The sequence below is a fragment of the Marinomonas aquiplantarum genome (genome assembly GCF_003314975.1).
In the GTDB taxonomy this organism is placed as follows: Bacteria; Pseudomonadota; Gammaproteobacteria; order Pseudomonadales; family Marinomonadaceae; genus Marinomonas; species Marinomonas aquiplantarum.
Genome location: NZ_QNRF01000002.1, coordinates 334,804 through 357,304, shown reverse-complemented (window position 1 = coordinate 357,304; position 22,501 = coordinate 334,804). Strand labels below are relative to the sequence as shown.

The 22,501-nt window shown below is 45.0% G+C and carries 21 protein-coding genes; 10 read left to right on the top strand and 11 right to left on the bottom strand.

All coding sequences use genetic code 11. The annotated features are described in order from the left end of the window. Positions 1-41 precede the first annotated feature (41 nt). Both DFP76_RS05020 and sbmA read left to right on the top strand, forming a co-directional pair. On the top strand, positions 42-1,265 hold the full coding sequence (locus tag DFP76_RS05020; RefSeq protein WP_113873559.1) for an aspartate aminotransferase family protein: 1,224 nt from the start codon (positions 42-44) through the stop codon (positions 1,263-1,265). A 266-nt stretch (positions 1,266-1,531) separates the two neighbouring features. Next, the gene (gene sbmA, locus DFP76_RS05015; RefSeq protein ID WP_113873558.1) at positions 1,532-2,818 is read left to right on the top strand and encodes a peptide antibiotic transporter SbmA; all 1,287 of its coding nucleotides are present in this window, start codon (positions 1,532-1,534) and stop codon (positions 2,816-2,818) included. Between the two features lie 87 nt (positions 2,819-2,905). Here the strand turns inward: sbmA and DFP76_RS05010 are convergent, their stop codons facing one another. The 3 genes from DFP76_RS05010 to DFP76_RS05000 all read right to left on the bottom strand — a co-directional run bounded on the left by DFP76_RS05010 (position 2,906) and on the right by DFP76_RS05000 (position 7,185). After that, complete coding sequence (locus tag DFP76_RS05010; RefSeq protein ID WP_113873557.1) at positions 2,906-3,118, bottom strand: hypothetical protein; 213 nt, start codon at positions 3,116-3,118, stop codon at positions 2,906-2,908. 148 nt (positions 3,119-3,266) lie between these two features. Further along, positions 3,267-6,197 carry a bifunctional [glutamate--ammonia ligase]-adenylyl-L-tyrosine phosphorylase/[glutamate--ammonia-ligase] adenylyltransferase gene (gene glnE, locus DFP76_RS05005; protein ID WP_113873726.1) on the bottom strand — a complete coding sequence of 977 codons (2,931 nt, stop codon included), beginning with the start codon at positions 6,195-6,197 and terminating at the stop codon, positions 3,267-3,269. Between the two features lie 40 nt (positions 6,198-6,237). Further along, entirely contained in the window at positions 6,238-7,185 is a 948-nt protein-coding gene (locus DFP76_RS05000) for a CYTH domain-containing protein (RefSeq protein WP_113873556.1), read from the bottom strand. 119 nt (positions 7,186-7,304) lie between these two features. Between DFP76_RS05000 and argE the strand changes: the two genes are divergently transcribed. Both argE and argA read left to right on the top strand, forming a co-directional pair. Continuing rightward, complete coding sequence (gene argE / locus DFP76_RS04995; protein ID WP_113873555.1) at positions 7,305-8,471, top strand: acetylornithine deacetylase; 1,167 nt, start codon at positions 7,305-7,307, stop codon at positions 8,469-8,471. Beyond that, entirely contained in the window at positions 8,472-9,794 is a 1,323-nt protein-coding gene (argA, locus tag DFP76_RS04990) for an amino-acid N-acetyltransferase (RefSeq protein ID WP_113873554.1), read from the top strand. It begins immediately after the preceding gene. 85 nt (positions 9,795-9,879) lie between these two features. Here the strand turns inward: argA and DFP76_RS04985 are convergent, their stop codons facing one another. Genes DFP76_RS04985 through DFP76_RS18080 form a run of 6 tightly spaced genes read right to left on the bottom strand, consistent with a single transcriptional unit; the run spans position 9,880 to position 14,125 of the window. Beyond that, complete coding sequence (locus DFP76_RS04985) at positions 9,880-11,289, bottom strand: DegQ family serine endoprotease (RefSeq protein WP_113873553.1); 1,410 nt, start codon at positions 11,287-11,289, stop codon at positions 9,880-9,882. 60 nt (positions 11,290-11,349) lie between these two features. Further along, complete coding sequence (locus tag DFP76_RS04980) at positions 11,350-11,817, bottom strand: SoxR reducing system RseC family protein (protein WP_113873552.1); 468 nt, start codon at positions 11,815-11,817, stop codon at positions 11,350-11,352. Next, complete coding sequence (locus DFP76_RS04975; RefSeq protein WP_113873551.1) at positions 11,810-12,781, bottom strand: MucB/RseB C-terminal domain-containing protein; 972 nt, start codon at positions 12,779-12,781, stop codon at positions 11,810-11,812. Before DFP76_RS04975 ends, DFP76_RS04980 begins: the two co-directional genes overlap by 8 nt. A gap of 3 nt (positions 12,782-12,784) precedes the next feature. Further along, the gene (locus DFP76_RS04970; protein ID WP_113873550.1) at positions 12,785-13,384 is read right to left on the bottom strand and encodes a sigma-E factor negative regulatory protein; all 600 of its coding nucleotides are present in this window, start codon (positions 13,382-13,384) and stop codon (positions 12,785-12,787) included. Further along, a complete protein-coding gene (rpoE, locus tag DFP76_RS04965) occupies positions 13,381-13,998 on the bottom strand; it encodes an RNA polymerase sigma factor RpoE (protein WP_113873549.1) in 618 nt (205 codons plus the stop codon). The genes DFP76_RS04970 and rpoE overlap by 4 nt, the downstream gene beginning before the upstream one ends. Beyond that, positions 13,982-14,125: a hypothetical protein gene (locus DFP76_RS18080; RefSeq protein ID WP_171810324.1), complete on the bottom strand. Its 144-nt coding sequence runs from the start codon at positions 14,123-14,125 to the stop codon at positions 13,982-13,984. Before DFP76_RS18080 ends, rpoE begins: the two co-directional genes overlap by 17 nt. Positions 14,126-14,156: 31 nt before the next feature. Between DFP76_RS18080 and nadB the strand changes: the two genes are divergently transcribed. Beyond that, complete coding sequence (nadB, locus tag DFP76_RS04960) at positions 14,157-15,752, top strand: L-aspartate oxidase (protein ID WP_113873548.1); 1,596 nt, start codon at positions 14,157-14,159, stop codon at positions 15,750-15,752. Between the two features lies 1 nt (position 15,753). Here nadB and DFP76_RS04955 read toward each other — a convergent pair whose 3' ends face one another. Then, complete coding sequence (locus tag DFP76_RS04955) at positions 15,754-16,185, bottom strand: hypothetical protein (protein ID WP_181799789.1); 432 nt, start codon at positions 16,183-16,185, stop codon at positions 15,754-15,756. Continuing rightward, a complete protein-coding gene (locus tag DFP76_RS04950; protein WP_113873725.1) occupies positions 16,163-16,432 on the bottom strand; it encodes an FAD assembly factor SdhE in 270 nt (89 codons plus the stop codon). Before DFP76_RS04950 ends, DFP76_RS04955 begins: the two co-directional genes overlap by 23 nt. A 368-nt stretch (positions 16,433-16,800) precedes the next feature. On the opposite strand from DFP76_RS04950, the gene DFP76_RS04945 reads away from it, so the two are divergent. The 5 genes from DFP76_RS04945 (at position 16,801) to DFP76_RS04925 (ending at position 22,464) form a co-directional block, all read left to right on the top strand. After that, positions 16,801-18,120 (top strand): ABC transporter substrate-binding protein, encoded by a 1,320-nt coding sequence (locus DFP76_RS04945; RefSeq protein ID WP_113873546.1) that lies wholly within the window; start codon positions 16,801-16,803, stop codon positions 18,118-18,120. A 97-nt stretch (positions 18,121-18,217) separates the two neighbouring features. Then, positions 18,218-19,078, top strand: a complete 861-nt coding sequence (locus tag DFP76_RS04940; RefSeq protein WP_063333192.1) for a carbohydrate ABC transporter permease — start codon at positions 18,218-18,220, stop codon at positions 19,076-19,078. A 10-nt stretch (positions 19,079-19,088) separates the two neighbouring features. After that, complete coding sequence (locus DFP76_RS04935) at positions 19,089-19,919, top strand: carbohydrate ABC transporter permease (protein ID WP_063333193.1); 831 nt, start codon at positions 19,089-19,091, stop codon at positions 19,917-19,919. 18 nt (positions 19,920-19,937) lie between these two features. After that, entirely contained in the window at positions 19,938-21,032 is a 1,095-nt protein-coding gene (locus tag DFP76_RS04930) for an ABC transporter ATP-binding protein (RefSeq protein ID WP_113873545.1), read from the top strand. Between the two features lies 1 nt (position 21,033). Next, positions 21,034-22,464: a mannitol dehydrogenase family protein gene (locus DFP76_RS04925; protein WP_113873544.1), complete on the top strand. Its 1,431-nt coding sequence runs from the start codon at positions 21,034-21,036 to the stop codon at positions 22,462-22,464. Positions 22,465-22,501: the final 37 nt, after the last annotated feature.

Below are 22,501 nucleotides of genomic sequence, written 5' to 3'. Positions count from 1 at the left end.
GTCGCCAATGCGGCCACCTATTTTTTCATGAGGATATAAACGTGACACAAGAAATAACGAGAGCAACCTTTGATGAAGTCATGGTTCCTAATTACGCACCTTCGGCAATCATTCCAGTGCGTGGTGAAGGCTCTCGCGTATGGGACACAGAAGACAAAGAATACATTGATTTTGCTGGCGGCATTGCCGTCACGGCATTGGGTCATTCCAATCCAACTCTAGTCGACGTCATGCGTGAGCAAGCAGGAAAAATCTGGCACCTTTCCAATGTAATGACAAACGAACCTGCATTGCGACTAGCAAAAAAATTGACCGACAAAACATTTGCCGACCGTGTGTTCTTCGCCAACAGTGGCGCAGAAGCCAACGAAGCGGCATTTAAACTGGCACGCCGTTACGCATACGATCATTTCGGCCCAGAAAAGCATGAGATCATTGCGTTTTACAAATCCTTTCATGGACGTACTTTGTTCACTGTTTCAGTGGGTGGACAAGCAAAATACAAGGAAGGGTTTGAACCAACACCAGCTGGCATCAAACATTGCGATTACAACGACATTGAACAGCTGAAAGCCATCATCAGCGACAAGACCTGTGCTGTTGTTATGGAACCCATTCAAGGCGAAGGCGGTATCATTCCTGCCGATCTTGAATTTGCCAAGCAAGTGCGTGAACTTTGTGATCAGCACAACGCCTTATTAGTTTTTGACGAAGTGCAATCAGGTGTTGGCCGAACAGGCACTCTGTTTGCCTACGAGCAAACAGGTGTCACCCCAGACATCATGACATCAGCAAAGTCTTTAGGTAACGGCTTTCCTGTTGGCGCCATGTTAGCGACCGAGAGTGTTGCAAAAAGCTTTGCATTTGGTACTCATGGCAGCACGTATGGTGGCAATCCAATGGCTTGTGCCATTGCTGAGGCGGTTGTCGACATCATCGACACCCCTGAAGTACTTGAAGGTGTGAAAAAACGTCATGAGTTATTTGTGACAGGCTTGAACGCCATTGATCAGAAATACCATATCTTTAAAGAAATACGTGGTATGGGTCTATTAATCGGTGCTGAAGTGGTGGATGAGTACGCAGGTCAAGCTGGCAAATTTGTGACCGCCGCTGCAGAAGAAGGTTTGTTCATGTTAGTTGCAGGGCCTGACGTATTACGATTTGCCCCCTCTCTGATCATTCCTGAGCAAGACATCGCGGAAGGTTTAGCACGTCTAGAGAAAGCTATCGCTACGGTGATCGCACAAACTCAAGCGGCTTAATCAGATCACACACATTAGAGACAACTTAAAATCGGGCCTTGTGCCCGATTTTTTTATGTTAACCCTATCTTAACGAAACTTTTTGATCGCCATTCAGTCATAATACTAATTAAATCAATGAGTATGATTATCGTCTTTTTTGCAGATTCCTTAGTTCACGATGAATTGTGCTTCTCAACGGACTAGTTTAAGCTCATTTTCATACGTTAGGATTAATTGGGCTAGGATGGCTTCAATACTCACCACAGACATAGAGAAACTAATACGTGTTCCATTCTTTTTTCCCTAACCCCAAGCTGTTCTTTTTAAGTTTTCTTGTTTGGGCACTTGTCGGTGTCCTTGGCTGGTATTTAGTCATGCAAGACTTAGGAAGCTATTTAAGCCTAGGAAATTTAATTGGCCTAACCTTCCCAGAACCCCTAGCTACCGGCGCAGAACCGGCAGCGCAAGCCGCTTTCCAAGAAGCCTCTAAAGGTGCCGCAACCTTCTGGCTCTACCAATACATACTCATTTGTTATGGGATTTTTATCGCAGCTTGGATGATATTTGGCGGTCATAAGTGGGCAAAATGGTCTGTTCTTGGCTCGGGTATTATCATTTTTGTGACATGGTTTAGCGTTCAGCTCAATGTCATGTTTAACGAATGGTATGGCAGTTTTTACGACCTTATTCAGAAAGCCCTATCAGCCCCGAACTCCATTACATTAAATGACTATTACTCCCAACTTAGCACCTTTCTAGGGTTGGCAGCCGTCTATATCAGCATTGTGGTTTTAAAGCATTTTTTCGTTAGTCATTATGTTTTCCGCTGGCGCACTTCAATGACCGAATACTATTCATCCAAATGGCAACAAGTTCGTCATATTGAAGGGGCATCACAACGTATCCAAGAAGATACCATGCGCTTTGCAAGTATTATGGAAGGACTGGGCGTCAGACTGATTGGTTCGGTGATGACACTGTTGGCTTTCCTGCCTGTTTTATGGGCCTTGTCCGGTCATGTAAAAGAGCTGCCGATTCTTGGTGAGGTTTCTCAGTCTCTTGTCTTCATCGCCCTCTTTTGGTCTATTATCGGCACCGTTTTACTCGCTCTCGCTGGGATTAAACTACCAGGGCTAGAGTTCAACAACCAAAAAGTGGAAGCCGCATATCGAAAGGAACTAGTTTATGGGGAGGACAATGAAAACAGAGCTGAACCCATCACACTGGCTGAACTGTTCAGCAATGTGCGTAAAAACTATTTCACTCTATATTTTCATTATTTGTATTTTAACGTTGTTCGCTATGGCTATTTACAAGCTGGCGTACTGGTGCCACTTATTGCCTTGGGCCCATCTATTGTGGCCGGCGCAATCACCTTTGGTATTTTCCAGCAAATTAACAATGCCTTTAATCAGGTGGAAAATTCCTTCCAGTTTTTAGTCAATTCATGGACCACCATTGTTGAATTGCTATCCATCTACAAACGTCTAAAGTCTTTTGAAGCCATGATAGATAATAAACCACTACCTAGTGAAGATGGCCACATTTCAGGCGACTCAACACTCATGTAAGACAACTCATCAGCGACAAAAAAGCCCCAGCAAGTTTGACTTGCTGGGGCTTTTTAAAGGATTGTCTCAAAACTGAGCCATTAACCATCACACATTTATGTTGATGTTCTGTCCTAGATTATCGGTTGTCGTGTGCGAACCACTGCTTGCCGCAGGGGTTGTTGGCTCTGTGGCACGCTCTAGCAATTGTAGATTTTGCTGAGCTTCTTGCTGCTGAGCGGCTTTTGCCAAATTGGCTTGATACACTTCGCTCGCAAAGTCCATCGCCGGCCCACCACTAACACCATTCACTTCTGCCATATTCCCTCCTCTCTCGCTCATCGCGTTGGAGATCGATGTATAAAACATCGTCAATTACATTCTGTTCAAAAAACAGTCAATAGCAAAAGTATAGTGGATTCACAATGAATTTACGAATCGTTTTTCCTTTACCGCTTTAGCAAAACCACTAAAGCAGCTCGTTACGCACAAAGCTTTCCCATAGTTCATTGATTAAGCTTTGGTTTTTCTGCAAATCTTCCGCCTGCACAACACGACCTTGCTTCTGTAATGCTTGGCGATGGGTACGAGCTCGAAACAAAGTGTATGTCTCAATCATGCCCGCCACTTTCTCCGCAGGCAGCAAGCCAAGCTCTGACAGTGCCTCTAACTGCCGGACATTATCTGAATAAGTCATCAGTTCGGGATGTTGGCAAGACCAAGCCAGAACAAAGTATTGCACCATAAACTCAATGTCTATGATGCCACCAGCTCCCTGCTTTAAATCAAAGCCTTTTTCTTTACTGCCCGTGTCTAAGTGTGAACGCATTTTCTCACGCATTTTGATAACTTCGGCTCGCAATACAGATCGATCACGAACCGTCGCTATGATGCCTTTACGACACTCTTCAAACCGGTTCAATAACGCGGGATCACCGGCTAAACCACGTGCTCGGGTTAATGCTTGATGCTCCCACACCCAAGCTTCTTTTTGTTGATAATCTTTAAAAGCTTCTAAGCTCGAAACCAATAGCCCTGAATTACCAGACGGGCGTAATCTCATGTCCACTTCATACAAACGCCCAGCGGCGGTAAAACTGGTGATCATATGGATCAGTCTTTGACCTAGGCGCGTATAAAAAGTCAGGTTATCAATACTTCGTGTACCGTCAGTACTGCCATTCCCCTGCGCGTCGTGAATAAAGACTAAGTCTAAATCCGAGTCGTAACCTAGTTCCCAACCACCCGATTTGCCGTACCCAATAATGGCCAGTTGAGGCTCGTGAAACGCTTCGCCATAGCTCACCGGATAGCCATGTTTTTTGGTTAAATAAAACCAAGATTGTTTTAAAACTTGCTCTAACAACACTTCCGCAAGCCAAGTTAAGTGATCACTCACTTTCATGACAGGTAGAATGCCTGTGATATCACAAGCCGCTATGCGCAAAATAATAGAGCGTCTGAATCGACGCATGGCATCCATCTGAGCTTCTTCATCGTCTTCTGGCAAGCGCAATAAAATTTGCTTTAACTCATCTTCCAGCATGGCTTTATCAGGCGGTGAAAATAACGTATTGGCATCCAACAATTCATCTAATAAAGCAGGCGTTGTGGAAATGGCCTCTGTAAACCAAGCACTTTCCCGACATAATCTAATCAAGTGCGTCAATGCTGTTTGATTTTCACACAGCAAAACCAAATACGCCGTTCTACGAAGCACAGCCTCTAGAATAGGGAATACCCTTTCAAGCACCAAATCCGGGTTATCTTCCTCTTCAAGTTGACTCATAAATGCCGCTAAAAAGAGCGCCAACCGTTCTTGTCCAATGGGTTGCATAAACACCAAAGTACGTGAACTCAACAGCTGAGAGATGCGCTGTACAACAAGCTCCTGTTGTTGCCATGAAATATTAGCAATGGCATCTCGAATCGCATCTTCATCTCCTGGCACTTTTAATAAAATCCGCCACGTTTCTTGCTGCTCTTTGCCTTGATCCGTTTCCTCATCATCCTCGATCAAATCCACAAAGTAATCATGAACTTGGTGTCGAGCAGACCATAAAGCGTCATTTAGTTCCTGCCAACTTTGAAAACCGACCATAATAGCCAGTCGTAAACGAGCCAAATCATCCTCAGGTAAAAGCTGTGTTTGCTCGTCTTTGATTGCCTGCAATGCGTGCTCTGTTCGCCTTAACAACAAATAGGCCTGCTGTAATTGTGTTGTTTCTTGCAGACTTAAATACTCTTGTTGCGCTAAATAAGGCAAAACCTCTAATAAAGCCGGTATTTGTAGCCCCTGATCGCGGCCACCATGAAGAATTTGTAACGCCTGAGCAATAAACTCAACCTCTCGGATTCCGCCCTGACCCAGTTTAATGTTGTGTTCAATCCCCTTACGACGAACTTCTTTCGCAATCATACGCTTTAGATCTCGCAAGGCACCAATGGCCCCGAAGTCTAAATACTTACGATAGACAAACGGCTTTCTTAGGGCTTCAAATGCCATGACATCTTGCTCACTGCCCGCCATAACACGGGCTTTAATCATGGCATATCGCTCCCAATCACGGCCCTGGTCTTGGTAGTAGTTTTCCAGTGAGTCCAAATTCAACACTAAGGCACCAGACTGACCAAATGGTCGCAACCGCATGTCGACACGAAACACAAAACCATCGGCTGTCACTTGATCAAGATGTTGGATAAGTTTTTGACCCAATTTAGTGAAATACTCTTGATGAGAAAGGCTTTTTTTACCGCCTTGAGTGTCGCCATGTTCACGGAAGGCAAAAATCAGATCAATATCAGATGAGAGATTAAGTTCATTACCACCAAGCTTGCCCATGCCAATCACAATCATAGATTGAACATCACCTGCACTATCTAACGCTTGACCATACAAGGAAGCATACTTGTGCTGGCTCCAAAGTAAGCTGGCATTCACACACACATCCGCTAATTTGCTTAAATGGGCAGTCAGAACCGGCAAATCGATTTTTTGCTGTAAATCCAGCGCAATCAGACGCACCATCCACCATTGACGATAAAGGCGCAGACGTTGCAAAAATTGGGGTTCATCTAAATTAAACAGCTGACCAGCGTCTTCCACTGGACTCTCTTGCAGAAAAAAAGCTTCTCCTGCCATCAGGGCGTCAATGGTCGGGGAGATAGATAGGCTTGATAGGGACAACACGTCATCCAACCAGGCAGGATGACGCATAAACATAGTGTGTAAATAATCACTCAATAACCAAAGAGGCTCAAGCGTAGCGATCTGAGTTTTATCCAAACCCTCTAAGCAGCATCTTGCCCGCGCTTCTTGCAGTTGCTCTAACAGCAATACTCGGTTTTCTATGGACTCACAATAAACGTCATAACTGGGGTTTTCAGAAGGTATAAACAAGACACTGTCCTTACTGTTGCCATCACTTAAATCATCTATATTAGTGGCTTTGTTGATTAAGCCACTGACCAATTTTCAACATTAAAGAGCCGACGGATTTCAGTCCAGCCAATAGCTCAAGAACCTTGTCCTCATCCGCTTTATATAATTCCCCTAACGCGTTATCCAAATCCACTAAAGCATGGTCTAAATGCGCAGGTAAACAAGGTCGTAATTGATGTATTGTGTGTCTGAAAGGTTGCAGTAACACCTCATCCTGCATAAAAAACATGGCTTCCCAATAGATCAGCCATACTTCATACCAATAAGCCGCTAATGCTAAGCGACTGACCGAGCCAACTGGTTTCTGAGGAAACTCAATTTCTCCCTGCTTCAATCGAACGCCTTTCTGAGCTTTGGATACCACACTCACTTGAACAGGAACACACTCAGCAATACGCAAAGCAAATTCGTATAAGGCTGCTTCAGGGCCATTTTTCAGTTCAAGCTCTAATTCACAAATGCTGTCTTCACCATAGGGTGAGGTCACCTTACCTTGATCACAGACCACTTCCATCTTAGTGTCACCTTGCTGGATGAGCCAAACTTGGCGTTGGAAGTCAGTACGGTAAGCTTGTTGTAATTGACGGCTCCATGTCATGGCGACTAAATCGTCAGGAAGTGGTACCTCTTTTAACAAAGATAAATCCAGACAGTCGCTTTCCAATTGCCATTCCCACTCACCTCTGGCATGCATGCCAACTCGACTGGTGCCTCGCGTTTTTACCGTTTGGATAAATTGATCGTTAACGGCACGAATGCGCAATGCCATGCCCCCCGACATCAATTGGCCATCTTCGGTATCATAGTAGGCATTCATTAAGTTAAGAGTAGGCTGGCGGGATACAGTATCATCGTCAGACTGAGCACATATTTCATCAAGAAAATCGCTCGCAGACTTGAGATACTCAGACTGAAGCATTAACTTAAGTTCTAGCTCGGTAGCCATAATTTACAAACCTCTAGTGCCTTTGCCAGACAGCAGCAAAGAAAAACATAACCAAGCAAGTGTAACAGAAGCCCCAGCGTAGTAATATTGGCTAATTATTCGGATTTAAAGGAAGGCCTATGCCCGCTCTACCGTCACTGATTGATATGATGACTCAACTGATCGCGTCTCCTTCCATCAGTTGCAGTCAAGCTCATTGGGATCAATCCAATAAAGGCGTTATTGAACTACTGGAATCTTGGCTTAGCTCACAAGGCTTTCAATGTGAAGTCATGCCCCTACCCGGCCAACCAAACAAGTTCAACTTGATTGCAACTAAAGGACAAGGCCATGGTGGTTTAGTTCTCTCAGGGCACACCGACACGGTACCGTATGATGAAGGACGTTGGCAGTCCGACCCCTTTACATTACAAGAGCGCGATCAAAAGCTTTATGGGCTAGGTTCCTGCGACATGAAAGGCTTCTTTGCGATTGTATTAGACACCATTCGAGACATGGCTCTTCATGAATTAAATGAACCTCTGATCATACTCGCCACGGCAGACGAAGAAAGCTCCATGTCTGGTGCAAGAGCATTAGTCCAACAAAATAAGCTCAATGCCCGCTACGCTTTAATTGGCGAACCCACTTCCTTAACGCCGATTTATGCCCATAAAGGCATCATGATGGAACGCATTCAAGTCACCGGACAAGCAGGACATTCTTCCAATCCAGCCCTTGGTAACAATGCCCTTGATGCCATGCACCATGTCATGTCTGAACTCATGACCTTTCGTAATGAACTCAAGCGCGATTACCAAGATGCCAACTTCCTCATCGATTACCCAACCATGAACTTTGGCTGTATTCACGGTGGAGACAACCCAAATCGCATTTGTGGACGCTGTGAATTGGAATTCGATCTTAGGGCCTTACCAGGCATGAGCAACCAGTCTTTAATGGCAGAGATTGCTCAGCGCCTACCAAGCATAGAAGAAAAAACTGGCACGCAAATACAACTGAACAGCTTGTTTCCAGATGTGCCCTCTTTTTATACACCAGTTGAATCCGCTATTATTAAAGCCTGTGAAACACTCACGGAGCGCCCAGCGGAAACAGTTGCTTTCGCCACCGAGGGCCCTTTCCTCAATCAAATGGGCATGGAAACTCTCGTGCTTGGCCCCGGTTCCATCGACCAAGCTCACCAGCCCAATGAGTTTATGGCGCTGGACCAAATACAACCAATGCAAAAGGTAATTCGTGGTTTAATTGAACGTTTTTGCCTTCAATCCAATGAGTCGAATTAAATGAGAAGCAGCGTGCCTGAAGAGCTCAATTATGTGGATTGGTTCCGCCATTCCTCTCCTTATATTAATGCCCATCGGGGCAAAACCTTTGTCATTCTTATTCCTGGTGAAGCCGTAGAATGCACACACTTTTCAAGCATTATCCATGACTTGGCATTGCTTGATTCGCTGGGTATTCGCTTGGTGCTCGTACAAGGCGCACGACCACAAATCAACCGCGTGCTATCCAATCACCATACTTCAACCCCATTGGACAGCGATTACCGAGTGACGCCTCAAAGCCAACTACTGGACGTCATCCAAGCGTCCTCTGCGGTTCGAGTGCAATTAGAAGCACAATTGTCCATGGGATTATCTAATACCCCTATGGATGGCGCTCGTCTTAAAGTCTGTAGTGGTAACTATGTCATCGGACGTCCACTCGGTGTTGTTGATGGTGTGGATTATGGCCACACAGGAGAAGTTCGCCGAATCGATACGGAAGCGATTTTCCGTTTATTAGAAGATGACAACATGGTGCTCTTGCCTCATTTAGGCTTTTCACCCACCGGCGAAGTCTTTAACCTCAAAAGCGAAGATGTGGCAACACAAGCCGCGATTCAACTAAAAGCCGATAAATTGATCATTTATACGGACGAAGAAGGCGTCTTCAATCAAGCGGGAGAACTTTACTCAGAACTGTTGGCGAAAGACGCCGAAGCCATCTTAACAGGTCACTCATTACAACAATTGACGCAAAACGCGCTAGAAGCCTGTGTACAATCCGTTCGACACGGCGTACCTCGTGCTCATTTAATTTCCTATCATGAAAACGGCGGGCTTCTCAGAGAGCTCTTCACCCGTGAAGGCTCAGGCACCATGATAGACGAAGACAGTTACGAGCAACTGCGCCCTGCTCATATAGACGATGTTGGCGGCATGATGGCCCTTTTGGCCCCGTTAGAGGAAAAAGGCGCTTTAGTGAGACGCTCACGAGAGCTGCTAGAAAACGAAATCGATCGCTTTATTGTCATTGAACGAGATGGTGCCATTGTCGCCTGTGCTGCTTTATATCCTTTCGAACAGGAGCAAGCCGGAGAACTGGCTTGTTTAGCCGTATCGCCAAACTACCGAGGTTCCAACCGAGGTGAACGCTTACTAAAAGGCATTGAACAAGCAGCCAAACAGCAATGTTTAAGCACTTTATTCTTGCTCACGACCCGCACCGCTCACTGGTTTATTGAGCGCGGTTTTAGCGAGACCACATTGGCCAGTTTGCCCATGCAAAAACAGGCGCTTTATAACTATCAGAGAAACTCAAAAATCTTCTCTAAACAATTATAAAGTTCGACGCTGGAAACCCGTATAAACGATTTTCAACTAAAAAAGGCGACCATGTGGTCGCCTTTTCGTGTTTTAAGATAAGGTGTTATTCAACGATTTTAAACGGAATAAACATAGGATAGCCTTGGCGAATGACTCGCATAGGCACCGAACGTCCGGTTGGAATGTCTTTGGCGATTTGAATAAAATCCGTCACGCCATTAATGCGTTGACCATTTAGCATGGTAATCACATCACCTTGCTGCAGACCATTACGAGCAGCCGTCCCACCCAGTACTTGCTCAATTACCACACCATGATCAATGCTGTAGTTTTTTGCCATTTCTGCAGGCACTTCACCAACGATCATACCTAAACGATTTTGATCTTGTTGTGATTGAGCGATGACTTTTGGATCTGCTGGTCGACCTTCTAAAGTAATCTCAATGGTTTGCTCTTTACCATCGCGATACACTTGCGCAGTCACTTCCTCACCCGCTTTCATACGACCAACTACATAAGGCAACTCGCCAGAATGTTCGATCTCTTCGCCATTAAAACGCATGATGATGTCACCTGATTGTAAACCTGATTTTTCAGCAGGTGAATCCGGTAACACACGACTAATTAAGGCACCATTTGGACGATCAAGACCAAAAGATTCCGCCAAGTCATTACTCACATCTTGAATCAATACGCCTAACCAAGCACGAGACACTTTGCCGTCTTTTTTCAACTGATCCACGACAGACATCGCTACGTTCGATGGAATCGCGAAAGACACACCCATGAAACCACCTGAACGGGTGTAAATTTGTGAGTTAATACCCACTACCTCGCCATCCAAGTTAAACAATGGTCCGCCAGAGTTTCCTGGGTTAATCGCAACATCTGTTTGAATGAAAGGAACGTAACTATCAGACGGTAAATTACGCCCTGTCGCACTGACAATCCCAGCGGTTACCGTGTAATCAAAGCCAAATGGGGAACCGATTGCTAACACCCATTGACCCGGCTTTAGCTTATCTGAGTCGGCCATTTTCACGATCGGCAAATCATCTGCTTCAATTTTCAGCAAGGCCAAATCCGTTCTTGGATCCGTCCCCACTAAGGTCGCTTGATATTCGCGACGATCACTTAGTCGAACATGAATTACATCGGCGCCATCAATCACATGATTATTGGTTAATACATAACCGTCATGGGAGATAATGAAACCCGAACCAAGTGAGCTACGTTGCCCTTGCTTTGGCGGAGTTTGCTGACCAAATGGTTGCTGCCCAAAGAAGTGCTTGAAGAATTCATTTAACTCTTCATTGTTTGGACTGTATTGACGGCCACTTTCATTGGCCGTTCTCGTGGTCACCGTTTGTTCCGTACTGATGTTCACGACTGCGGGGGAAGCATCATCCACTAACTCAGTAAAGTCAGGCAATGAGGCCGCGTGAGTTAACATGGAAGTCATCATAACCGTGCTGACAACTAACACACTAACGTGTTTAAGCAATCTGTTCATTAATTGGTCTCCTTAAAACGTACCAAATTCATTACAGTGCCAGGTGAAGAAGGACGTCAGTTAAGGCGAAAACAGCAACGGGCTGACTTCATCCTGAACCGATTCAATTCTTAAAACTTTTGGGTAAAAATCTTGATTATGGGCAGAGCGATTCGCTTTGTGTCGAGCAAACCACAAACCACCAACAAAGCCTAACAAACTGAGTAGCACAGACAGCTCATTTGAGTCCGTCCATAAAGCAGGCAATATGGCACCAAATACCATGCCAAGCAAGGGAATCAAATACATCCAAACAGAGGCTTGCAACAGAGTGTCTTCTGGTATGCCAATGACCACACGCTGACCGACTTCAACAGACAATGGATCAACGGCTTTCATACGCATGCGATTGGCTGGGGAAACTTGTGCAATAGCATGATGGCCACACCCATGACGAGCACGACAGCTAGTACAACTGCTGGTACGAATGGTTTCCACCTCCGCAAAGCCAGTTTCAACCGACATTACGGTTCCTGTTTCTTCAATCATTTTCTAGCCTTGGCATAAATACCGTCATCAGTTTTTCGATCGTTGCGCCTGGAACTTCGCCCACCATGGTCAATAAATACAACTGATCCTTCACTTTAAAACTGCTTACACCGGCCATGGTTGCCCCCATACCGACAATGGAAATGGGCTTAGCAGACCTACTCGGCTCAACAAATACCGATATTGTCGCCATACCATCCGATAGCAACAACATACTGGTGCCATGGTTCAATGCTCTTGCTTCAGGCCAAACCAAGCGAAACCCTTCAGGCAACCATTCAAACCGCCACAGATTCTTAATCCGCTGCGGTAAAACTTGCGTTTGTTTTTTGGTGTGTTTCCCCTTGTTGGGGACAAAGTCTTCCTGTTTCAAGTCCGGTTTGAAGTTAACTGAGGTAAACTGAACACGCTCTAACAACTCACCATTTGCTTTAAAGACGTCATGCTTTAACAAAAAATGGTTTTCTTTGTCTAACCAAAACTCATGCCCGTAGCGGTACTCATCTTTTGGTAACAAGCTGACGATAATGGCCTGTCGACCAGCAATGCGATGCGGCTCTTGATTCACCGTCAATTGATAACCTGCTGATAATCGCTCTTCAGCAACTTTTTTCAAGCCTTTAAAGGGCGCTTTAAACGGTGAATGACGATTGGTCATCAAGTCATCGGGATAGACACAAATGATTCTGTCATCAATCCGAACAACTTCAACCTTATCTCCGTCTAAATCCACTAAACTTTCATATTCCATACCTTCCGTGACAATGTGACGTATGCGCATACCATTCATATTGGATGACTCGGAATGGACAAAGACACCATCATAATTGAGCTGGTGAAAAGCCTGAGTCATCTGACGTAACAACTCAACCGCATTTGGCGGTGCTACGGCAGCAAGACTCCACTGAGCAAAACAAAGTAAGCCCACACATAAGCATCTAGTCACAACCGAAAAGTGTCTCATAAGTTACTCTTGTACAGGATAATTAACCACGCGCGCCATTGGGATCATGCCCTGCCCTACGGTCATGGTCGCTTGCTCTGCGTGCTGACGAAGGTACTGTTGCAACTTCACATTGTCTAACGGTAACGCTTGCTGATTTAATTCCGCCAACGGCGTTGCAACAGGCTGAGCACCTTTAACCGGCGACACTTCGGCGGTTAAAGGCGGTTGCGAGACATCAGAGTTAAGTAGCAGGTTACCGCCAAAGACCACCATAAAGGCAACACTTGCTGCCATGGCGACACCCGAAAACATCATTTTCCAATTGACCTTAGATTGCGGCAACGACACCACTTGAGCAGCCAACTCTGGTAACTCTTGCGTTTCACCTTCGGCCTCTAGAGTGTCATGTATGCGCGTCAGTAAATTATTGTTTAAGCCAACCGCAAGCTGTTCATCTTTATGAAGGTATTGTTGAATCGCATGAAATCCTTCCAATTGCCGAGCCAACACATCCGTATCTTGAGCCAACAAGGCTGCAATATCTTGCTCAGTGGCTTCCCCGTCAAACATGGCAGACAAACTGGCCATCGTCTCCGGTGAATGTGTGTTTTGTGATGTCATGACGACTCTCCTGCATCCAAAAAAGGACGAATGTGTTTTTCGACGGCTTCTCGTGCTCGAAAGATACGAGACCGCACCGTTCCAACAGGGCACTCCATGATTAATGAAATATCTTCGTAGCTCAGGCCATCAAACTCCCTTAGGGTCAATGCACTACGCAACTCCTCAGGTAGCATTTCAATAGCATGATAAATGGCTTTCTCAAGTCGATTGCTGTTCAAGTTGGCTTCTGGCGTGGCAATATCAGACAAAGATTCATAGGTGTTAAACACCTCTTCATTATCCAGCTCAACATCCGACTCAGGAGGTCGACGCGAACGACTTACCAAATGATTCTTCGCGGTATTGACAGCGATTCGGTATAGCCAAGTATAAAATGCACTTTCACCACGAAAACTATTAATTGACCGATAAGCCTTGATGAAACTTTCCTGAGCCACGTCTAAGACTTCGCTCTTATCTTGGATATAGCGCCCAATTAACCCCACCACCTTGTATTGGTACTTCACCACCAGCAAATCAAATGCTCGCTTGTCACCCTGTTGTACTTTTTCAACTAACGTCTGATCAGAAGACGTTTCGTGCTGCATAGGCACCTCATGTTTCAACGTCATTACCTTGTGCCTTTGCTCGGTATTGATTAGAGACAACAAACGGCACAGCAAGTTCCCATAAAAACGACAAAGAATCATGAATTTGCATGACTCGGAAGTATTCATTTAATAGCAAGAATAGTAACATTAATTTTTTCGTCAATAATCAGAATTACATTATGAGTCGACAATACCAACATGACATCGTCATCATTGGCGCTGGCGCAGCGGGTTTAACACTGGCCCTAGAGCTGGCGGATCAATATCGCGTGGCCATTCTAACCAAAGCCGACATCCGAGAAGGTTCTACCCTTTATGCTCAAGGTGGCGTCGCGGCGGTATTATCAGATAAAGACACCATAGATTCTCATATTAATGACACCATCGATGCTGGCGTAGAATTAGGTGACCCTGAAGCCATTCGTTTTACCGTTGAACACTCTAAAGCCAGCATTGACTGGCTCATCGACCAAGGCGTACCTTTTACTCGATACGGAGAAAGTGACGAATATCATCTAACAAAGGAAGGTGGACACAGCCATAGACGCATCATTCACAGTGCCGATGCTACTGGACTGGCGATCTCAAAAACTCTGATTAAAAATGCCAGCAACCATCCAAACATTGAATTTTTCCCAGATCGCGTTGCAGTCGACATCATCACAACACAAAAACTTGGTTTGCCTGGCCCCAACCGCGCTGTTGGAGTGTATGCCTTAAACCTAGACGATGACACGATTGAGGTCTTCCAAGGGCAATTTATTTCCCTAGCTTGTGGCGGTAGCAGTAAGGTTTATCTGTATACCAGCAACCCAGATACAGCTTCGGGAGATGGCATTGCAATGGCATGGCGAGCAGGTTGTCGAGTTGCGAACATGGAATTCAACCAATTTCATCCTACTTGTCTATATGATGCTAAAGCCAAAACCTTTTTAATCTCAGAAGCCGTACGTGGTGAAGGTGGTAAGCTATTGCTGCCTGATGGCTCGCGCTTTATGTCTAAATTTGATCCACGAGCTGAGCTTGCCCCTCGTGACATTGTGGCCCGCGCCATTGACCATGAAATGAAGCGCCTTGGTATTCCCCATGTGCTGTTAGACATTTCCCACAAAGACCAGGACTTTATCAAGGAACACTTCCCCACCATCTACAAACACTGTTTGGAATACGGCCATGATATGACCAAAGGCCCCATTCCTGTGGTTCCAGCCGCCCATTATACCTGTGGTGGCGTTGTGGTAGATCGAAACAGCGCGACCGATATAAACAATCTCTATGCCATTGGCGAAACCGCTTACACCGGTTTGCATGGCGCCAATCGATTGGCCAGTAACTCGCTACTTGAGTGCATCGTCTTTGCTCGTTCAGCCGCCAGCCATATTGCGGCTCACACCACTCCCTTACCAAGCATTGTGATTCCAGATTGGGATGAAAGCCAGGTAACCAATTCAGATGAAGATGTGGTGATTACCCACAACTGGCAAGAATTGCGACGTTTTATGTGGGATTATGTGGGCATTGTTCGCACCAATAAACGTTTGCTTAGAGCCAAACACAGAGTGGACTTATTAAGATCTGAAATTCAAGAGTTCTATGCCAACTACAAGGTATCGAATGATCTACTAGAGCTACGTAATCTGGCCGTGGTTGCCGATCTTATTATCCAATCGGCCATGTCACGAAAAGAAAGCCGTGGACTGCACTTTACATTGGATTATCCTGACAAAATGTCGCACAGTGAACCCACTATTTTAACCCCCAAACAGCCCTACTAATTTAAGATTTTTTGCCGTGCAGCAGCTTATCTTGTGCGGCAAAAGACCTTAATAAAGCATAATCTTCACTCTGAAGTTGGTCACGATAGATTAAGTAAAATTGTGGCCATATTCGATGCCAAACAGTATCGACAGACACTCTTTTCGCAATTAACTGAACAGCATTGGCCCGAACGAAATGAAGTCGTACTTGACCATCATGTCGACATAAATACGCACCGTCAGGATCAATCCCAATTTGGCATCTCGGCTGACACCACGCGAAACCAAGCGAGGCGAATACAATCACGCCGTATAGGATAAAAAAAGCCACTTGCCAAACGTCTGGCCACCAATAGAAAGGTATTAATATAAAGCAGGATGCACTAGCGCTAGTCCACAAACCAACGCTAAGCCAAGAGAAGTTAAGTTTAGTGGCTGTCAGGCTGAACACGAGTCACTATGATGTCTACAATGCGAGCCAAATCAGGATCTTCTGGCACTTCTTTTTGCATAAACCAAGGGAAAATTTCTTGGTCTTCGCACTCAATCAGCTTTTGGAAGCGCTGTTTATCCTCATCGTCTAATGTCAGATAAATTTCATCTAAAAATGGCTCTAATAAAACATCCAATTCCAACATGCCACGACGGCAGTGCCATTTTAGCTTTTTAAAACTTAACGAATCTGCGGTTTCAGTCATCAAATAACCCCTCATTAACAATGGCGTCATTATAGCCATTGCCCCACTAAAATTACCATTACTGCACACAAAAAAAGAAAGCCATCCCATCCCTTTTCTGACCTTAGTCAGGAAAGCTTTTCTCCTTAAATACTTACCTAGATAAACGGTTAGATTACACGAATCCACAAACAGTATTAAATTGACTAAATTTGAGCTTAAGCCCCCTTAACTAAACAAAATAGTACAATAATTGAGTTTTTATGTATTAACAGGTCAATTATAAATTGAACTATATTTTACCGACTTGCTGATCAGCCATTGATCAATACACAAGTAACTAGGTAAGAATATAAAAACAAAAGTCACTCCAACGGGAGAAACCTAATATGCAACGCCTTACGAAAACGACCCTTTCTTGTGCGGTATCTGTCGCGGCCTGCCTAACGGCTGCAAGCGCCTTCGCAGAAACCCAAATCACGGTGGCCACTGTTAACAATGGTCACATGATCGAAATGCAAAAATTGACCCCTGAATTCGAAAAAGCCAACCCAGGCATAAAAGTTAAATGGGTTACTCTGGAAGAAGGTGTCCTACGCCAAAACGTCACTCAAGATATTGCCAATAAAAGTGGTTTATACGATGTCATGACCATCGGTATGTATGAAGCACCAATCTGGGGTGAGCGTGGCTGGTTAAGAGAAATCGATACCAGTGGCGATTATGATGTAAATGATATTCTGCCTTCTATTCGTGGCGGTCTCTCCTTCGACAACACTATGTACGCTGCGCCTTTTTATGGTGAAAGCTCCATGGTGATGTACCGTAAAGACCTAGTGAAAGCCGCTGGCATGGAAATCAATGACCGAGACAGCTGGACACACATTCGTGATGTGGCCGCAGCGGTTCATGATCCTGACAATGGCGTTTACGGCATTTGTTTACGTGGTAAAGCGGGCTGGGGTGACAACATGGCCCTAATGACAACCATCGCAAACTCTTTTGGTGCTCGCTGGTTTGATGAGAACTGGAAGCCACAACTTGAAAGTGCGGAATGGAAAAAAGCTGTCAGTTTCTATGTTGATACCTTGAGCAAATATGGTCCTCCAGGTTCCAGCAGCAACAGCTTTAACGAAAACCTAGCCTTGTTTAATGAAGGCAAATGCGGCATGTGGATTGACGCCACCATTGCAGCGTCCTTCGTAACCGATCCAAAACAAAGTAAAGTTCATGACAAAGTTGGCTTTGCACAATCTCCTTACGCTGCGACCGAAAAAGGCGCTAACTGGCTATGGGCATGGGCACTTGGTATTCCAGCTGCCACTAAGAATGCCGAAGCCGCGCAAACCTTTGTACGCTGGGCAACCTCTAAACAGTACATTGATCTAGTCGGTCAGACGAACGGCTGGGCAGCTGTTCCAACAGGTACTCGTACCAGTACGTATGAAAATGCGAAATTTCAGCAAGCCGCTGTATTTGCTGAAGCCGAGTTAAAAGCCATTAATTCTGCCAATCCAAACGACAGTACGATGAAACCCTCTCCTTATGTCGGTGTGCAGTTCGCTGCCATCCCTGAGTTCCAAGCCATTGGAACAACAGCAGGACAAATGGTTTCAGGCGCCTTGTCTGGCACTATGTCCGTTGAGCAAGCCTTGAAATCGGCTAACCGCTCAGCAGACCGCCAAATGCGTCAAGCTGGTTACTACTAGCCCTCTAAGGCAAAAAGATAGGGCTTCATGCCCTATCTTTTCTTTTCGTTTTGCCCATTAAAGGCATTATTTAACGCTTATAATAAGAGATCACACTATGAAGCGCTCAATCACTCGCTTATTAATGGCGCCTTCTGTCATCCTGCTATTAATTTGGATGATCGTTCCTTTGTCCATGACCATATATTTCTCAACCATTCGATACAACTTGTTGTATCCAGGTCAGAATAATTTCGTCGGCTGGATGAACTTTGAATTTTTCTTAACCGATCCTGGCTTTTTTCCAGCGGTCGCCAATACCCTGATTTTACTTGCCTCGGTGTTAATCATTACCGTGGTACTGGGCGTGTTGTTATCCGCCCTGATTGATCGCCCATTTTGGGGACAAGGTATTGTCCGTGTGTTGCTTATTTCTCCTTTCTTCATCATGCCAACGGTAAATGCCTTGATTTGGAAAAACATGATGATGAACCCCGTATACGGTATTTTCGCGTGGATTTCTGAAAGCTTAGGTTTCGAACCAATCGATTGGCTGTCATCCTTCCCGCTTGCCTCCATTATCATCATGGTCAGTTGGCAGTGGCTACCTTTTGCAATTTTAGTCTTTGTCACAGCATTGCAATCTCAGGACACAGAACAAAAAGAAGCCGCTCAAATGGATGGCGCAACAGGATGGCACATTTTCCGTTACCTAACTCTGCCTCACTTAGCACGACCTATCACCGTTGTGGTGATGATCGAGACCATTTTCTTGTTGGCTATCTTTGCCGAGATTTTCGTCTCAACAGGTGGCGGCCCAGGTTATGACAGTACCAACTTGGCTTACCTTATTTACAACCAAGCCCTGCTTCAATATGACGTTGGCGTTGCCTCTGCTGGTGGTTTATTTGCGGTGTTATTAGCAAACATTGTTGCCTTCTTCTTAATTCGTGCCGTTGGCAAAAACTTAACGGTGTGAGGGAATAATCATGAAACTGACTCAACAACGTAAATTACGTACCGTCCTAACAGGTTTGTTCGCTTGGACGATCGCTTTGGCTTTGTTCTTTCCTATTTTTTGGATGTTTATCACGTCCTTCAAAACAGAACTACAAGCCATTTCAGTACCACCTTCTTTGTTCTTTGAACCCACTCTCGAAAACTTTGAGATAGTTCAGGAAAGAAGTAACTATTTGCACCATGCAATGAACTCGGTTATCACGTCTTTCGGTTCGACTCTAATTGCCCTTGCTATCGCCATTCCAGCGGCGTATTCCATGGCTTTTTTCCCGACCAAAAAGACCAAAGACATCTTGTTATGGATGCTCTCTACTAAAATGCTTCCTGCTGTGGGTGTACTCGTCCCTATTTACATCTTAAGCCGTGACTATGGATTACTCGATTCACGTACAGGCTTGATCATCATCTTTACTCTGATGAATTTGCCTATCGTTGTCTGGATGTTGTTCTCTTACTTTAAAGATTTACCCAAAGAAATCCTTGAAGCGGCTCGTATGGACGGTGCAACACCATGGGACGAGATGGTCAAAGTGGTCATGCCTTTGTCCATCGGTGCCATTTCATCAACCGGTTTGCTGTCCATCGTTTTATGTTGGAACGAAGCCTTTTGGTCATTAAACCTAACCGCCTCAGAAGCCGCACCACTGACCGCCATGATTGCCTCTTACTCCAGTCCTGAAGGCCTTTTCTGGGCGAAATTGTCAGCGGCATCAACATTAGCGTGTGCTCCGATCGTTATCTTCGGTTGGTTCTGTCAAAAACAACTGGTTCAAGGCCTTACATTCGGCGCCGTAAAATAATAATTAGGAAGATTTCTTATGAGTTACTTAGCGATTACAGATCTACAAAAACATTACGACGATTACCACGCTCTTCGCGGTATTAACCTAGCGATTGAAGAAGGAGAGTTCATCGTCTTCGTTGGACCATCAGGCTGTGGTAAATCCACGCTTTTAAGAACTATTGCTGGTCTCGAAACCAGCTCAAGCGGTGCGATTGAACTGGATGGAAAAGACATTACCGAACTGGCGTCATCAAAACGTGACCTAGCGATGGTATTTCAGTCTTATGCGCTTTATCCACATATGACGGTTGCAGATAACTTATCCTTTGCTCTGCGTCTTGCAAAAGCACCAGATGCTGAAATAAAAGAAAAAGTTCAAGCTGTGTCTAAATCCCTTCAGTTAGACGCCTTACTAGAACGTAAACCAAAAGAATTGTCTGGTGGTCAACGCCAGCGAGTCGCGATTGGTCGTGCTATTGTTCGCCAACCCAAGGTCTTCTTGTTTGATGAGCCATTGTCTAACTTAGACGCTGCTTTGCGAGTACAAATGCGTCTTGAATTAGCGCGTCTTCATAAAAAGCTGGGCACCACTATGATTTACGTTACCCACGACCAAGTAGAAGCGATGACACTGGCGGATCGTGTAGTGATCTTGAATGCGGGTCAAATTGAACAAGTTGGCACTCCTCTTGAGTTATACCGTCAACCTAATAGTCGCTTTGTGGCAGAGTTCATCGGTACTCCTAAGATGAACCTCATTCCTCTTGATCAAGCGGTTAAACAGGATTCTGCCGTCGAATTAACCTTACTAGGCAAGTCGATTGCGTTTCCTACTAGTCGTTTAACAGGCGACTTGTCTAATCAGACCATTATGGGCATTCGTCCAGAGCACATGCACTTGGTAGATCATGCGGCCGATTTGACTGGTAAAGTCGAGCTCGTCGAACACCTTGGTTCTGAAGCTTATGCTCATATTTTACTGTCTTCAGGGCAAACCATCATTGTAAAAGCCTCTGCTCGCATTGATTTAGCCGATGGGCAACAAGTTCATATCCAACTCGAAGTCGATGAAATGATTCTATTGAATGATCAAGATCGAGTGATTTCCGCCAGTACTGAAGGTGAATGATATGACCAATTTTCTTCAAGCCAGTCAAAACCAAGAGCAGCTGAACTGTCAGACCTATCAAAAGACTGACATCAAAGCTGGCGTGATTCACCTTGGCGTTGGGGCATTTCACAGAGCACATCAAGCGGTCTTTTTTGATCGCTTACTAGGACACCCTTCTCAAGCTCATTGGGGCATTATTGGGGTCAATATCCGACCACAAGACAGTCATTATTTTGAACACCTAATGGCACAAGACGGAGAGTATATCCTAAAAACGATCAGCGCCGCAGGCAAAACAGAGTATGACCACATTCGCTCTTTGATACGTCAAATCGATGGTTCCAAAACGCCAGAGCAGGTCGATGACGCGATGATGGACCCAAGCATCCAGCTGGTAACCAGTACCGTTACCGAAGGGGGCTACTATTTAGATGAAAACCATCAATTAATGCTAGACCATCCTGAGATAAAAGCAGATCTGTCTGGTAAAAGACACACTCTCTATGCCTTTTTATATTCTGGATTAAAACGCCGCAGTCAAACTTCTGCAGGGAAAATCACCTTATTATGCTGTGATAACCTGCGACATAATGGCCTATTACTGAAAACTGGCCTGATGCAGTTTGTCCAAGCCATGCAGGATACTCAACTGGCCACCTGGCTGGAAGAGAATGCCTCTTTTCCATGTTCTATGGTCGATCGTATTACTCCGAAACCTAGCTCGCTCCATATGGACGATGTTAATGCACGTTTTGGCTTAAACGACACAATGACGGTAATGGGAGAAGACTTCATTCAATGGGTTGTGGAGGACAATTTTGCGGGGGAAAAACCACCACTGGAAACGGTTGGTGTACAAGTGGTAGAAAACGTTGAACCCTTTGAAGAGGCAAAAATTAGAATCCTTAATGCGGGTCATACTTGCATCACTTATCAAGCAGCTTTAAAAGGCCTGACTTACTTTGATCAAGCGATGAAAGATACACAGCTCAGTCAATATTTTAGTGACTTTATTGAACAGGATGTCATTCCTGCCCTTGGTGAGTCTGTGGTGGATTTACCCTCTTATGCGAACACCATTGCCGAACGATTTAGTAATGACAACATTGGCGATACCATCGAAAGGATTTGCAGTGACGGTTATGCCAAATTTCCAGTATTCGTGTTTCCAACCTTGTTAGCAAGCTATCAAAATGGTCACACGCCAAATCAGACTTTGAAAGGTATTGCCAGCTGGTATTGCTTCTTACAGGCCGTTAAAAAAGAACAAATTGCCTTCACCTATCACGAACCAAGCATCGCTGAATTAAGCCGCTTTAGTGATGATCAAAAAGGCGTAGAAGCCTTTGTCAGTCATCCATTTTTATGGGGAGAAGTCATTGAAAAACATCCACAATTTAAAGAGGATTTAACCAAAGCCATTATGGACTTTAACCAATCTCTCGCCTGATAAATGACCACCGTCTGATCTCCTTGTTTGTACATAA

Excerpts from the sequence above, each read along its gene's own strand:
- DFP76_RS04985 (WP_113873553.1), bottom strand. The coding sequence starts at position 11,289 with ATGAACAGATTGCTTAAACACGTTAGTGTGTTAGTTGTCAGCACGGTT.
- nadB (WP_113873548.1), top strand. The coding sequence starts at position 14,157 with ATGAGTCGACAATACCAACATGACATCGTCATCATTGGCGCTGGCGCA.
- argE (WP_113873555.1), top strand. The coding sequence starts at position 7,305 with ATGCCCGCTCTACCGTCACTGATTGATATGATGACTCAACTGATCGCG.
- DFP76_RS04930 (WP_113873545.1), top strand. The coding sequence starts at position 19,938 with ATGAGTTACTTAGCGATTACAGATCTACAAAAACATTACGACGATTAC.
- DFP76_RS18080 (WP_171810324.1), bottom strand. The coding sequence starts at position 14,125 with ATGTTACTATTCTTGCTATTAAATGAATACTTCCGAGTCATGCAAATT.
- DFP76_RS05010 (WP_113873557.1), bottom strand. The coding sequence starts at position 3,118 with ATGGCAGAAGTGAATGGTGTTAGTGGTGGGCCGGCGATGGACTTTGCG.
- DFP76_RS04980 (WP_113873552.1), bottom strand. The coding sequence starts at position 11,817 with ATGATTGAAGAAACAGGAACCGTAATGTCGGTTGAAACTGGCTTTGCG.
- DFP76_RS04940 (WP_063333192.1), top strand. The coding sequence starts at position 18,218 with ATGAAGCGCTCAATCACTCGCTTATTAATGGCGCCTTCTGTCATCCTG.
- DFP76_RS04970 (WP_113873550.1), bottom strand. The coding sequence starts at position 13,384 with ATGACATCACAAAACACACATTCACCGGAGACGATGGCCAGTTTGTCT.
- argA (WP_113873554.1), top strand. The coding sequence starts at position 8,472 with ATGAGAAGCAGCGTGCCTGAAGAGCTCAATTATGTGGATTGGTTCCGC.
- DFP76_RS04975 (WP_113873551.1), bottom strand. The coding sequence starts at position 12,781 with ATGAGACACTTTTCGGTTGTGACTAGATGCTTATGTGTGGGCTTACTT.
- DFP76_RS04925 (WP_113873544.1), top strand. The coding sequence starts at position 21,034 with ATGACCAATTTTCTTCAAGCCAGTCAAAACCAAGAGCAGCTGAACTGT.
- DFP76_RS04945 (WP_113873546.1), top strand. The coding sequence starts at position 16,801 with ATGCAACGCCTTACGAAAACGACCCTTTCTTGTGCGGTATCTGTCGCG.
- DFP76_RS04935 (WP_063333193.1), top strand. The coding sequence starts at position 19,089 with ATGAAACTGACTCAACAACGTAAATTACGTACCGTCCTAACAGGTTTG.
- DFP76_RS05000 (WP_113873556.1), bottom strand. The coding sequence starts at position 7,185 with ATGGCTACCGAGCTAGAACTTAAGTTAATGCTTCAGTCTGAGTATCTC.
- DFP76_RS04950 (WP_113873725.1), bottom strand. The coding sequence starts at position 16,432 with ATGACTGAAACCGCAGATTCGTTAAGTTTTAAAAAGCTAAAATGGCAC.
- rpoE (WP_113873549.1), bottom strand. The coding sequence starts at position 13,998 with ATGACGTTGAAACATGAGGTGCCTATGCAGCACGAAACGTCTTCTGAT.